We start from the raw sequence: 13167 nt of genomic DNA on the forward strand, positions 1-13167 counted from the left end.
CCCCACCGCCGTCCGGGTGCCATGATTCCACGTTCGCGGCGCCGTCCGCCTCAACTCGTGTGTACGGCCATCGAAATGGGCATTTAGCCAGATATGGGGGGAAAGGGCGTGAAGCATGCGTCGTCGCCAGGTGCTCGCGCTCGGTACGGGGCTCGTCGCGCTGGCCGCCGGATGCGGGAGCGCCACCGACGCGCGCAAGCTCGCCTCGATGCCGCTCTCGATGGTCGTCCCCGGCCCGTACGGGGGTGACTCGGACAGGGTCGCGCGCTCGCTCAAGGGGGTGGCCGAGCGGGAGTCGCTGGCGGGCCGGGTGCAGGTGGTCAACCGCCCGGCGCACGCCGCTCTGGCGGAGTTCGCCCGCGCGCGCACCACCGGCCGGCTGCTGATGGCCGAGCCCGAGCTGGTCGCCACCGTGCGGGCCGTCCGGCCGGCGGGCGCCTTCTCCGGCACCACGCCGCTGGCCAGGCTCTGCGGCGAGTGGGAGGTGCTGGTCGTTCCCGTCACCTCGCGCCTGGCGTCGTTCGGCGCGTTCGCCGACGCCATGAGGCGGGACCCGGCCGCCCTCGCGGTGGCGGGCAGGGCGGCGGGCTGCGTGGACCACATGCTGTTCGGAATGCTCGCCCAGAGCCTCGGCGTGGACGCGCGGCTGCTCCAGTACGTGGCCTACCCCTCCGGCGAGGAGGCGATCACGGCGCTCAAGGGCGGGCGGGTGAGGGCGGTGCTCTCCAGCCACGCCGGAGTACGGCGGCGGGTCCAGGCCGGAGAGCTGCACGTGCTCGCGGTGTCCTCGCCCGACCGCATCCAGGGGGTGGAGGCTCCGACGCTGCTGGAGTGCGATGTGCATCTGTACTGCGCGAACTGGCGTGGCCTGCTCGGGGTCGGCCGCCTGCCCGACGACGACCGTGACGCCCTGGTCGGCCTGTGCCACGAGCTCGCCGGGTCGGCCCGCTGGAGAGAGACCTGCGCGCGTAACGGATGGACCCCGCTGTACCTGGAGGGCGAGGATTTCCGGCAGTGGCTGCGTATCGAATCCAACCGGCTGAGCCGGGCGCTGGGGGACCTCGGCCTTCGCGTCTGACGCCGGACGGCCCCTGTGCGGTACGGGGCATCGTGACCCTGGATTACCACACCGGACACAACTTCTAGGGGTTGTTGTTGGGGGCGCCACTACATGTAGGATCCTGACCGTTGCTGGTTCGCTCTTTGGAGCGGCGTAAGAGGGAACCTGGTGTGATTCCGGGGCTGCCCCGCAGCGGTGAGCGGGAACGACCGCCGTCATACAGCACTGGGCCGCGCGGCGGCCTGGGAAGCGACGGCCAGTAGGCAGGACGTGAGAGCGCCCGCGAGTCCGAAGACCTGCCGGTGACGTTGTCGTCCAGGCCTCGAGGGAGGGCCGCGGCGGGGGTGACCGGCGTGCCCGTGCGGCGAGGCCTGCGGTCGTGCTCCGACGCGTGCGCTCAAGCGAGGATCCGAACGCTATGAGGAGAGCACATGACCGTGACACGCGATTTGCCGCTGCCGTCTCAGGAGGATACGACCCGGGAGGGCCGGCGGCTGGCCATCGAGGAGGCCGCGGCCCGGGTCATCGCCGATCCCGCGAACTCGCGGGTCGCCGCCCGTCTGCTGGCCGAGGAGATCGCCGCCGAGGCGGCGGCGCACGGGGTGCGGTCGTTCTCGGAGTCGGTCGCCGCCACGCACGAGGCCGGGCTGGTCCACGATGACCTGGCCGAGTTCGTACGGAACAACGCCACCGTGCTCGACGACCTGACCGACCCGGAAGGGGACGCGCGCTTCGAGTACTTCGGGCTGCGGACGGTCTACGATCGCTACCTGCTGCGCCACCCCGTCACCCGGGGCGTGCTGGAGACCCCGCAGCACTTCTTCCTGCGCGTGGCGTGCGGGCTCGCCGGCACCGTCGCCGAGGCCGCGGAGCTGTACGGGCTGATGACGACTCTGTCGTACCTGCCGAGCTCGCCGACGCTGTTCAACTCCGGCTCGCGGCGGCCCCAGCTCTCCTCCTGCTTCCTGCTGGACTCGCCCCGCGACGAGCTGGAGGCCATCTACGAGCGGTACGGCCAGGTCGCGCGGCTGTCGAAGTACGCAGGCGGGATCGGGATCTCCTGGACCAGGGTACGGGCGCGCGGCTCGCTGATCAGGGGCACCAACGGGCACTCCAACGGCATCGTGCCGTGGCTCCGCACGCTCGACTCGAGCGTCGCGGCGGTGAACCAGGGCGGGCGGCGCAAGGGCGCGGCCTGCGTGTACCTCGAACCCTGGCACGCCGACGTGGAGGAGTTCCTGGAGCTGCGCGACAACACCGGTGAGGACGCGCGCCGCACGCACAACCTCAACCTGGCCAACTGGATCCCCGACGAGTTCATGCGCCGGGTCGAGGCCGACAGCGTGTGGTCGCTGTTCGACCCCAAGGAGGTCCCGGAACTGGTCGACCTGTGGGGCGCCGAGTTCGACGCGAGGTACCGGGAGGCGGAGGCCGCCGGGCGGTACGTCCGCCAGTTGCCCGCGAGGACCCTGTACGGCCGCATGATGCGCACGCTCGCCCAGACGGGCAACGGCTGGATGACCTTCAAGGACGCCGCCAACCGCGCCTCCAACCAGACGGCCAGGCCCGAGAACGTCATCCACCTGTCCAACCTGTGCACCGAGATCCTCGAGGTCACCAGCGACGCCGAGACCGCCGTGTGCAACCTCGGCTCGGTCAACCTCGCCGCCCACCTCCAGCGGGGAGGGGTCGACTGGGCACGGCTGCGCTCGACGGTGGCCACGGCCGTCCGGTTCCTCGACAGGTCCATCGACCGGGGGTTCTACCCGACGCCCCAGGCGGAGGCCGCCAACAAGCGCTGGCGGCCGATCGGGCTCGGCGTGATGGGCCTGGCCGACGTCTTCTTCGCGCTGCGGCTGCCCTTCGACTCGCCCGAGGCGCTCGCGCTGTCCACGCGGATCGCCGAGGAGATGGCGCTGGCCGCCTATGGGGCCTCCGCCGACCTGGCCGGGGCGCTCGGGGCGCACCCCTCGTACGCCGACACGCGGGCGGCCGGGGGAGTGCTGCACCTGGACCACTTCCCGGCGGCGGATCCGGTCCACCCGGAGGAGTGGGCGCTCCTGCGCGACAGGATCGCGGCGACCGGCCTGCGCAACTCCCTGCTGCTCGCCGTCGCCCCCACGGCGACCATCGCCTCCATCGCGGGGTGCTACGAGTGCGTCGAGCCGCAGGTGTCCAACGTGTTCAAGCGCGAGACCCTGTCGGGTGAGTTCCTCCAGGTCAACCGCTACCTGGTCAGGGACCTCCAGGAGCGCGGGCTGTGGACGCCGCAGGTCAGGGACGCGGTCAAGCGCGCCGACGGGTCCATCCAGGACGTCCCCTCGATCCCTCAGGACCTCCAGAGGCTGTACCGCACCGCCTGGGAGCTGCCGCAGAAGGCCCTGATCGACCTGGCCGCCGCGCGCCAGCCGTACATCGACCAGTCGCAGTCGCTGAACCTGTTCATGGCGACCCCGACCATCGGCAAGCTCTCGTCGATGTACGCCTATGCCTGGCGGGCCGGGCTGAAGACCACGTACTACCTGCGCTCGCGCCCGGCCACGCGCATCGCGCAGACCACCGTGGCCGCCGAGGCCGGCGCGGCGCCCCCGCCCCTGGATGTCGTGCCGGCACGTGTCGCCGTGCTCGATCCGGAGGCCGTCGCCTGTTCCCTGGAGAACCCCGAGATCTGCGAGGCCTGCCAGTGATGCTGCTCGACCCTGGGATGGACCTGACGCTGCGGCCGATGCGGTATCCGGAATTCTATGAGCGCTACCGGGCCGCGATCCGCAACACCTGGACGGTCGAGGAGGTGGACCTGCAGTCCGACCTCGCCGACCTGGCCAGGCTGAGCGCGGGGGAGCGGCACCTGATCAACCGGCTGGTGGCGTTCTTCGCGACCGGCGACTCGATCGTGGCCAACAACCTCGTGCTCAACCTCTACCAGCACATCAACGCCCCCGAGGCGCGGCTGTACCTGTCGCGGCAGCTCTTCGAGGAGGCCGTGCACGTGCAGTTCTACCTCACGCTGCTGGACACCTACCTGCCCGACCACGACGAGCGGGCCAAGGCGTTCGCAGCGGTGGAGCACATCCCCTCGATCAGGGACAAGGCGGAATTCTGCTTCCGGTGGATCGGCTCGATCGACGAGCTGAGCCGCCTGGAGACCCGGGACGACCGCAGGGCGTTCCTGCTGAACCTGATCTGCTTCGCCGCCTGCATCGAGGGCCTGTTCTTCTACGGGGCCTTCGCCTACGTGTACTGGCTGCGCTCGCGTGGCCTCCTGGGCGGGCTGGCGACCGGGACGAACTGGGTGTTCCGCGATGAGTCCATGCACATGGAGTTCGCCTTCTCGGTCGTGGACACCGTACGGGCGGAGGAACCGCACCTGTTCGACGACGAGCTGGCCGCCCAGGTGACCCGGATGATCGAGGAGGCGGTGGCCGCCGAGCTGGCGTTCGCCCGTGACCTGTGCGGGGAGGGCCTGGCCGGGATGAGCGCGGACCAGATGCGGGACTACCTCGAATACGTCGCCGACCACCGCCTGGTGCGGCTCGGGATGCCCGTCCGGTACGGTACGGCCAATCCGTTCGCCTTCATGGAGCTGCAGGACGTGCAGGAGCTGGCCAACTTCTTCGAGCGCAGGGTCTCCGCCTACCAGATGGCGGTGGAGGGCAGCGTCAGCCTCGACGAGGCGTTCTAGCGGACCCCGCGATTCCCCCTTTCTCGGGCGCACGGTAGAAAAGACGACGAAAGGAGCCGCCCTCCGTGTCGCCGGCATTCAACTGGATCACCCTGGTGGTCGTCGTTCTCGCGGCGATCGTGTCGGTCGAGCTGCTCAGGCGGCTGCTCCGATCCCGCCGCGTGAACGGCAGCTTCTCCCTGGCCGGTCCCATCGTCGAGCGGTGCACGTGGCCGGGGTTCGCGACCGCGGGCGTGACCGCGTTCAACACGGTCTACGCGCCGGGCATGACCGGCATCGTCGCCGACTACGCGGTGCGCCAGACCATCACCGTGCTGATCATCGCCTGTGTCGCGTGGCTGGTCATCCAGGCCGCGTACGCGGTGACCGACGTGGTGCTGGAAAGGCTCGGCACGGTCGAGGGCGACGGCAACAAGAAGGCGCGCCGCATCCGCACGCAGATCACGCTGGTCAGGCGCGCCGCCGCGGCGGTCATCATCGTGGTGGCCGCCGGCGCGGTGCTGTTCAGCTTCCCGGCCGTCCGGGCACTCGGCGCGGGGCTGCTGGCCTCGGCGGGGATCGCGGGCGTGGTGGCGGGCATCGCCGCGCAGTCCACGCTGAGCAACCTCATCGCGGGATTGCAGCTCGTCTTCAGCGACGCCATCAGGCTCGATGACGTCGTGGTGGTCGACGGGGAGTGGGGCCGCATCGAGGAGCTGACCCTGACGTACGTCGTCCTGCGGCTGTGGGACGAACGGCGGCTCATCCTGCCGGTCTCGTACTTCACCACCACCCCGTTCGAGAACTGGACCCGCCACGGCAGCCGCGTCATCGGCCACGTGACGCTCAGCGTCGACTGGTCCGTTCCCGTCGAGGAGATCAGGACGGAGCTGTACCGGCGCCTGCGCGAGCACCCGCTGTGGGACCAGAAGGACTGGATCCTGCAGGTGACCGACGTCCAGCCCAACGGCCTGGTGGAGCTGCGGGCCCTGATGAGCGCCTCGGACGCGCCGAGCGTGTGGGACCTCAAGTGCGACATCCGCGAGCACCTGGTCGCCTACATCCGCGACAACCATCCCCAGGCGCTGCCGCGTTTCCGCGTTCAGGACCTGCCGACCGAACGCGTCACCGGCTCCGGCCCGGGCGGCTCCGCCCGGCCGCAGGCGGAGAGGGCCGGCGACACCCGTACGGACGATCGGATCGCGGGCTAGGACCCGCGCCGGTCAGTTGGCCGGGGCGGGCTGTTTAGTCGGGTTCGATGTGCATCGCCCGCTCTTCGGCGGACAGGTCGCCGTCGTCCGGTCCGATCTCCTGGGCGTACTCCTCGGCGTCCACGTCGGAATGGGCGCCCTCGTCCGGGGCCACGAACCGATGCTCCTCGCGCGGGACGCGATCGCGGCTGGGAGCCTCCTGCCACACCCGCCGCGAGATGCCGTCCCGCTCCCCGGGATCGTCCTCGACGATCTCGTGACCGATGGGCAGGTTCTCGGTCCATTCCTCGATTTCGGTCAACTGCTCGTCATCGCCCATGTCGTCGGGCCCGCGTCTGGTTTCGGTCATATCTGTGCCCTACCCATGTATGGCAATTTCCGGCCCATGAGCGGTCATGAAATCGATCACCATAGGCTAGATCTCACCGAGGGGACCCTCGCGCCGCGGGCCGGTGCCGCCCGGCTACCTCTCGATGACCTCGTTCTTCCCGATCACGACCACGCCTTCTCGCGTCACGGCGAAACGGGAGCGGTCGTACTCCAGGTCCACGCCGATCCTGGCGCCATCGGGGATCACGACGTTCTTGTCGATGATCGCGCGGCGGACGATCGCACCCTTGCCGACCTTGACGCATCCCATGAGCACCGAGTCCTCGACCTGGGAGTGCGAGTGCAGCACCACTCCGGGGGACAGGATCGAGCGCGAGGCCATCCCTCCAGAGACGATCACCCCCGGGGACACCAGCGAGTCGACGGCGTGCCCGATCCGGTCGCCCTCGTTGTGCACGAACTTGGCGGGCGGGAGCGGGTCGTGGCCGGTGTAGATCGGCCAGTGGTCGTTGTAGAGGTTGAACACCGGGTGCACGGACACCAGGTCCATGTGCGCGTCGTAGTACGCGTCGAGGGTCCCGACGTCCCGCCAGTAGCCGCGATCCCGTTCGGAGGAGCCGGGGACCACGTTGTCGGCGAAGTCGTAGACCTCGGCGGTGCCCGACTTCACGAACATGGGGATGATGTTCCCACCCAGGTCATGCTTGCTGCTGGGGTCGAGCGCGTCCTCCCTCAGCGCGTCGATCATCGCCTGGGTCCTGAAGACGTAGTTCCCCATCGAGGCGTAGACCTGGTCCGGGGCGTCCGGCAGGCCGATGGCGTCGGTGGGCTTCTCCCGGAACGCCACGATCCGGTGCCCGGCGGGGTCGGTCTCGATCACGCCGAACTGGTCGGCCATCGACAGCGGCTGGCGGATCGCGGCGACCGTGACCTCGGCCCCGGACTCGATGTGCTGCCGGACCATCTGCTGGGGGTCCATGCGGTAGATGTGGTCGGCGCCGAAGACGATGCAGTGCTCGGGGAGCTCGTCGTAGATCAGGTTGAGGTTCTGGAAGAGCGCGTCCGCCGACCCGGCGAACCAGCGTGGCCCGAGCCGCTGCTGCGCGGGCACGGGCGTGACGTAGTTGCCGAGCATGGTCGACATTCGCCAGGTCCGCGTGACGTGCCGGTCGAGGCTGTGGCTCTTGTACTGGGTCAGGACGACGATCTTGAGGTAGCCACCGTTGGTCAGGTTCGAGAGCACGAAGTCGACCAGCCGGTAGATGCCTCCGAAGGGCACCGCCGGCTTGGCACGGTCGGCCGTGAGCGGCATCAGCCGCTTTCCCTCACCACCGGCCAGCACGATCGCGAGGATTCTGGACGTCATGAGAGGACGTTACCCGGCTTTACCCAGCTAAACCCGACGAAAGACCATAGAACGCTAAGCTTTACGCATGCGTGTCGATCTGCTGAGCCGTGAATATCCACCCGACGTCTACGGCGGGGCCGGGGTCCATGTGGAGTACCTCGCAAGGGAATTGCGGAGCCTGGCCGACGTGCGGGTCCGGTGCTTCGGCGCCCGGCGCGAGGAGGCGGGGGTGGACGCCTACCGCATCCCCGGCGGCCTGGAGACCGCCAACCCGGCGCTCCAGGTGCTCGGGGTCGACCTTGAGATGGCGGCGGCCTGCGAGGGCGCCGACGTGGTGCACAGCCACACCTGGTACGCGAACTTCGCCGGACACGTCGCCAAGCTGCTCTACGGCACACCGCACGTGGTCACCACGCACAGCCTGGAGCCGCTGCGCCCGTGGAAGGCCGAGCAGCTCGGCGGCGGCTACACCCTCTCGTCCTGGTCCGAGCGCACCGCGCTGCTGGCCGCCGACGCGGTGATCGCGGTGTCCGAGGGCATGCGGCGCGACGTGCTGGCCTGCTACCCGGAGATCCCGCCCGACCGCGTGAGCGTGATCCACAACGGCATCGACACGGGCGAGTACGCCCCCGACCGGGGCACCGACGTCCTGCTCAGGCACGGCATCGACCCCGCCCGGCCGTACATCGTGTTCGTCGGGCGCATCACCCGGCAGAAGGGGCTGGTCCACCTGCTCCGCGCGGCGCGGTCGTTCGCCCCCGGTGCCCAGCTCGTGCTGTGCGCGGGCGCCCCGGACACCCCTGAGATCGCCGCCGAGGTCGCCGGGCTGGTCGGCGAGCTGCGAGAGAGCAGGGAGGGCGTGATCTGGATCTCCGAGATGCTGCCGAGGAGCGAGGTCATCCAGATCCTGACGCACGCCACCGTGTTCGTGTGCCCGTCGGTGTACGAGCCGATGGGCATCGTGAACCTGGAGGCGATGGCGTGCGAGACGGCCGTCGTGGCGACCGCGACCGGAGGCATCCCCGAGGTCGTCGCCGACGGCTCGACGGGGCTGCTGGTCCCCATCGACCAGGGAGCGGACGGCGAGCCCCGCGATCCCGCGGCCTTCGCCGACGCCATCGCCCAGCGGGTCAACAGCGTGCTGTCCGACGCCGGGCGCGCGACCTCCATGGGCGAGGCCGGCAGGCGGCGGGCCGTCGAGCACTTCTCCTGGCCGGCCATCGCCGCCCGGACCCAGCAGTTGTACGCCACGCTCGCGTAGCGTCTCCCGGCGGGCACGTGGCGGTCGGGTGCCGTCTGGCGCCGGACCCGCGGGCCGGGGTTCAGATCTCGTCGACCTTACGCTCGGCGAGGCGGTGCGCGGCGGCGATCGGCCGCCATGCCCGGACGAAGCGGCGCTTGGCCGCCCCGGCCTCCTCCGATCGCGCCAGGCCGGCGCGGTAGCGCGGGTCGCCGGCGATCGTGCCCCGGCATCCGCCCTCCAGATGGCGTGACGCCCAGGACAGGAACGCGGTGTCGGCCTCGTAGGAGGCGCTCAAGGCCTCGACCAGGGCCCGCTTGAGCGGCGCGCCGCCGGCCAGGGCGTCCACCCGCGACTCGCGCGCCCGGGCGAGTTGCGCGCGGCGGGACGCGGTGATCCTGCCGATGCTCGCCAGCCCGCCGCGGCGGCACCGGCTGACGGCGGCGATCGCGTCACCGAGACCCGAGCGTGCGTGGCTGCTCTCGGAGAGCAGGTCGTCGATGCGGGCCGCCTGCTCGGCGGCCCGATCGGGGCCCGCGGCGGCGGAGCCGCTCGCCGCGGGGGAGGGCTCGGCCCGCGAGGGGTCGGCTCGCGAGGGGTCGGCGGGAGGGGCGGGAGAGGCCGGGGTGCCGCCCGCCGGGCCGCCGATGGCCTCCGGGTTCGCGGCGGTGTCGATGCCGCCGGCGCCGCGGGCGGCGAAGGCCCACCACGCCAGGCCGAGGACGACCGCCGCGCAGGCAAGGACCAGGATCGGCCGCCGGGCGTGCCGGGCGCGCCGCCGCTTCGCCGGCCTCCGGAAATCGAGTTCGGCGACGGGGGGCGGGTGCTCAGGCGAGGCGAGCGCCGCTCCGCAACGGGGGCACCGGGCGAGCCTCCCCGCGTCGGCTCCGCAACGTCCGCAGAGAGAACCGGACCTGGATTCGCTCACCAAAGCACTTCCCCCTCAAAGTCGGATAATCCCACCAATGTCGAATAATGCCTAGGAATGGATAATTGGGATATATTGCGCACGGCGCATTTCCAGCGGTCTTGGCCACCGGACGACCATATTTCAGAAATCACTCTCTATGGGAATACTAAAGCGCCTGAACTCGCCACGACGTCACCGTCAGCGAGAGGGTGAGTGGTAATCCACAACTCTAGAGCAGGTCAACAGCATGTTCCTTCGGGTGCGCAACCTATTCGCATGAGCAATGTGACGCGACATCTCTGCGCCGGGGCATACCTTGACAGTGCTTTCCGAACCAAAGTCCTGGCCGAATTGCTGGATGACGACTTTCGCGCTGTTCCGTCGTCATATGGGCGTTTCGACCTCGGACCGGTCATCCACCATTGCCGACGGTCAAGGACCGTGCTGCTGGTCCGCGATCTGCCGATCTCGCTCGTCCTGGTCACCAATCGGCTTCGGGCACAGCTCCGCCGGCGTCGGCACCATCACCCGGCCGGCCACCTGACACTGCCCGCCTCCCTGATCGTGATCTTGGTCCTGGTGGCTGGGTACACTGTGCGCGTGCTTGCGATCGACCGGGTCAGGATGGCCTTCACCGACCGTCACGGAGGCGTGAGCGCCGGGCCGTACGGCACGCGCAACCTCGGTGGATCGGTCGGGGACGACCCCGCGGCCGTGGCCGAGAACCGCGCGCGCACCGCCACGGGCTTCGGTCTCGACCCGGGCGGCGTCGTGTTCATGCGGCAGGTCCACGGCCGTGACGTGCGCTACGTGGCCGAGCCGTTCGGGGCCGATCCGCCCTCGCTGGACGGCGTCTTCACCGACCGGCCGGGGCTCGGCATCGCCGTGCTCGCCGCCGACTGCGCGCCCGTCCTGCTCGCCGACCCGGTCGCGGGCCTGGTCGGCGGGGCCCACTCCGGGCGGGACGGCACCACGGCCGGTGTGGTCCCCGCGCTGGTGGAGGCGATGCGCTCGTACGGCGCCGCCGACCTGGTCGCGCTGGTCGGCCCGCTGGCGTGCGGCAGGTGCTACGAGGTGCCGCACCCCCTGCGAGAGCAGGTGGCGGCTGTCCTGCCGGAGGCGTGGTCGGTGACCCGCCACGGCACCCCGGCGCTCGACCTGCGGGCGGGCATCACCGCCCAGCTCGGGAGGGCGGGCGTCACCGACATCCGGCACGACGACCGCTGCACGATCGAGACGGCCGGGCTCTACTCTCATCGCAGGGAGCGGCTCACCGGCCGGTTCGCGGGCTATGTCTGGCTGGAGGCCGGGCGCGAGCCCACATCCCGCGACGCGGCACAGGAGCGAGCACTGCCGTGACCAGGTAGATTGCGGGAAACCATGGCACCCGTTCCGCCCGGGCGCGCGACTCAGGGGAGATCGCATGACCGTATCCGGTAGGGCTGTCCCTACTCCCGCAATGCCTGCGCACGGGCTCGAACGGGTTCGTGGGGGACTCTTAGCTTTGTCACCATGAGATCCCTACTCAAGCACCTTGGCACCGACACCCGGTACACCCTGCTCGGCCTGCCGCTGGCCATCTTGAGCTTCAGCCTGCTGATCGCCGGAGTGGCCGCAGGGCTCGGCACCATGGTGGTGTGGGTCGGGCTCCCCATCCTCGCCGTGACCCTGCTGGCGGCCCGGGCCTTCGCCGACGTCGAGCGGCGCTGGCTCCCCGAGATCCTCGGCCGCCCGGTCGCCCGGCCGCGTTACAAGAAGCCACCGGAGAGCGCCGGGTGGGCACGCAGGCTGGTCCAGCCGCTGGCCAACGGCCAGTCCTGGCTCGACCTGCTGCACGGCGTCGTGGTGTTCCCCGTGGCGATCGTCACGTTCGTGGTGACCGTGACGTGGTGGGCGGTGACGGTGGCCGGCCTGCTCTACCCCCTCTACGGCTGGATCACCTCCAACATCCCCGGCAACACCCAGCTGCCCGAGCTGCTCGGATTCGGCAGGGGCTACTTCACCGACAGCGCGTTCTATCTGGTGCTCGGCGCGGTCTTCGCCATCACCCTGCCGGGCATCGTTCGGGGGGCGGCGCTGCTCCAGGCCGGGCTCGGCAGGGCCCTGCTGACCGGGGTGGCCGAGTTACACGAGCGCATCGACGACCTCACCGAGGGACGGGCCGCCGCGGTGTCGGCCGAAGCGAGCGCCCTGCGCAGGCTCGAGCGGGACATCCACGACGGGCCGCAGCAGCGCCTCGTGTACCTGGCGATGGAGCTCTCCCGGGCCCAGCGCCAGCTGCAGAAGGACCCGCAGGCGGCGCACGCCACGCTCTCGGAGGCGATCACGGCGACCCGCGAGACGCTCGACGAGCTGCGGGCGCTGTCGCGGGGCATCGCCCCGCCGATCCTGAGCGACCGCGGTCTGGCGCCCGCGCTGGCGGCGCTGGCCGGCCGCTGCACCGTCCCGGTCGAGCTCGACGTGCAGACGGTGGAGCGGTACACCGCCGGCGTGGAGAACTCGATCTACTACGTGGCGGCCGAGACGCTGACCAACGTCGCGAAGCACAGCCGGGCCGGGCTGTGCACCCTCTCGCTCAGCCGTACGGGTGACACACTTCTGCTGGCGATCGGCGATGATGGGGTGGGCGGCGCACACGTCGCCAAGGGGCACGGCCTGGCCGGCCTTGCCGACCGGCTGCGGGCGGTCGACGGCGAGTTGGTCGTGCAGTCGCCGGTCGGCGGGCCGACGTCGATCATTGCGGAGGTTCCGTGCGGGTAGTCGTGGCCGATGACGCCGTTCTCATCCGATCCGGCCTGGTGAGGCTGCTGGAGGAGTTCGGCTGCGAGGTGGTGTCCGCCGTGGGCGACGGCGACGCGCTGGTCAAGTCCGTCGCCGCCCACCGTCCGGACATCTCCGTCGTGGACGTGCGGATGCCGCCGAGCTTCACCGACGAGGGCCTGCGGGCCGCCGTCGAGGCCCGGCGCCAGGTGCCCGGCTCGCCGGTGATGATCCTCTCGCAGTACGTCGAGGTCTCCTACGCCGACGATCTGCTCGCCGACGCGCGCGGAGCGGTCGGCTACCTGCTGAAGGACCGGGTGGCCGACGTCGAGGAGTTCCTCGACGGGCTCCGGCGTGTGGCCTCCGGCGGCACCGTATTCGACCCGCAGGTGGTGGCGCAGTTGATGGTCCGGCGTCGCAGAGACGACCCGCTGGGCTCCCTGACCCCGAGGGAGCGCGAGGTGCTCGGCCTGATGGCGGAAGGCAAGTCCAACCCCGCCATCGGGCGCCAGCTCGTCATCACCGACGGCGCGGTGGAGAAGCACGTGAGAAGCATCTTCAACAAGCTGGGGCTGTACGCGGACGACGGCGACCAGCATCGCCGGGTCCTCGCCGTCCTGGCCTACCTGCGCTCCTGACCCCGGAGG

General features: G+C 70.5%; 11 protein-coding genes and 1 riboswitch. Of the genes, 8 read left to right on the plus strand and 3 right to left on the minus strand.

Going from position 1 to position 13167, the window contains the following annotated elements; genetic code table 11:
* Positions 1–115 precede the first annotated feature (115 nt).
* The 4 genes from ABD810_RS10055 (at position 116) to ABD810_RS10070 (ending at position 5932) form a co-directional block, all read left to right on the plus strand.
* Positions 116–1078, plus strand: a complete 963-nt coding sequence (locus ABD810_RS10055) for a Bug family tripartite tricarboxylate transporter substrate binding protein (RefSeq protein ID WP_344937137.1) — start codon at positions 116–118, stop codon at positions 1076–1078.
* A gap of 97 nt (positions 1079–1175) precedes the next feature.
* A riboswitch (cobalamin riboswitch) is annotated at positions 1176–1378 on the plus strand.
* A 113-nt stretch (positions 1379–1491) separates the two neighbouring features.
* Positions 1492–3747 (plus strand): ribonucleoside-diphosphate reductase subunit alpha, encoded by a 2256-nt coding sequence (locus ABD810_RS10060; RefSeq protein ID WP_344937140.1) that lies wholly within the window; start codon positions 1492–1494, stop codon positions 3745–3747.
* Positions 3747–4742, plus strand: coding sequence for a ribonucleotide-diphosphate reductase subunit beta (locus tag ABD810_RS10065; RefSeq protein WP_344937143.1), 996 nt, complete (start codon positions 3747–3749; stop codon positions 4740–4742). The genes ABD810_RS10060 and ABD810_RS10065 overlap by 1 nt, the downstream gene beginning before the upstream one ends.
* A gap of 65 nt (positions 4743–4807) precedes the next feature.
* Positions 4808–5932, plus strand: coding sequence for a mechanosensitive ion channel family protein (locus ABD810_RS10070; protein ID WP_344937144.1), 1125 nt, complete (start codon positions 4808–4810; stop codon positions 5930–5932).
* A gap of 34 nt (positions 5933–5966) precedes the next feature.
* Here ABD810_RS10070 and ABD810_RS10075 read toward each other — a convergent pair whose 3' ends face one another.
* Positions 5967–6281: a DUF5709 domain-containing protein gene (locus ABD810_RS10075; RefSeq protein ID WP_344937145.1), complete on the minus strand. Its 315-nt coding sequence runs from the start codon at positions 6279–6281 to the stop codon at positions 5967–5969.
* A 114-nt stretch (positions 6282–6395) separates the two neighbouring features.
* Entirely contained in the window at positions 6396–7628 is a 1233-nt protein-coding gene (gene glgC / locus ABD810_RS10080; RefSeq protein WP_344937147.1) for a glucose-1-phosphate adenylyltransferase, read from the minus strand.
* Positions 7629–7695: 67 nt separating this feature from the next.
* On the opposite strand from glgC, the gene glgA reads away from it, so the two are divergent.
* Positions 7696–8871 (plus strand): glycogen synthase, encoded by a 1176-nt coding sequence (gene glgA / locus ABD810_RS10085; protein WP_344937149.1) that lies wholly within the window; start codon positions 7696–7698, stop codon positions 8869–8871.
* 61 nt (positions 8872–8932) lie between these two features.
* Here the strand turns inward: glgA and ABD810_RS10090 are convergent, their stop codons facing one another.
* Positions 8933–9778 (minus strand): hypothetical protein, encoded by an 846-nt coding sequence (locus ABD810_RS10090; protein ID WP_344937151.1) that lies wholly within the window; start codon positions 9776–9778, stop codon positions 8933–8935.
* Positions 9779–10201: 423 nt separating this feature from the next.
* Here ABD810_RS10090 and pgeF point away from each other — a divergent pair, with 423 nt between their 5' ends.
* From pgeF to ABD810_RS10105, 3 genes are all read left to right on the plus strand, one after another.
* On the plus strand, positions 10202–11119 hold the full coding sequence (gene pgeF, locus ABD810_RS10095; protein WP_344937153.1) for a peptidoglycan editing factor PgeF: 918 nt from the start codon (positions 10202–10204) through the stop codon (positions 11117–11119).
* A 153-nt stretch (positions 11120–11272) separates the two neighbouring features.
* A complete protein-coding gene (locus ABD810_RS10100; protein WP_344937155.1) occupies positions 11273–12520 on the plus strand; it encodes a sensor histidine kinase in 1248 nt (415 codons plus the stop codon).
* On the plus strand, positions 12511–13158 hold the full coding sequence (locus ABD810_RS10105) for a response regulator (protein WP_344937157.1): 648 nt from the start codon (positions 12511–12513) through the stop codon (positions 13156–13158). The genes ABD810_RS10100 and ABD810_RS10105 overlap by 10 nt, the downstream gene beginning before the upstream one ends.
* Positions 13159–13167 lie beyond the last annotated feature (9 nt).

Origin of the sequence: Sphaerisporangium flaviroseum (genome assembly GCF_039537005.1) — a bacterium.
GTDB lineage: Bacteria > Actinomycetota > Actinomycetes > Streptosporangiales > Streptosporangiaceae > Sphaerisporangium > Sphaerisporangium flaviroseum.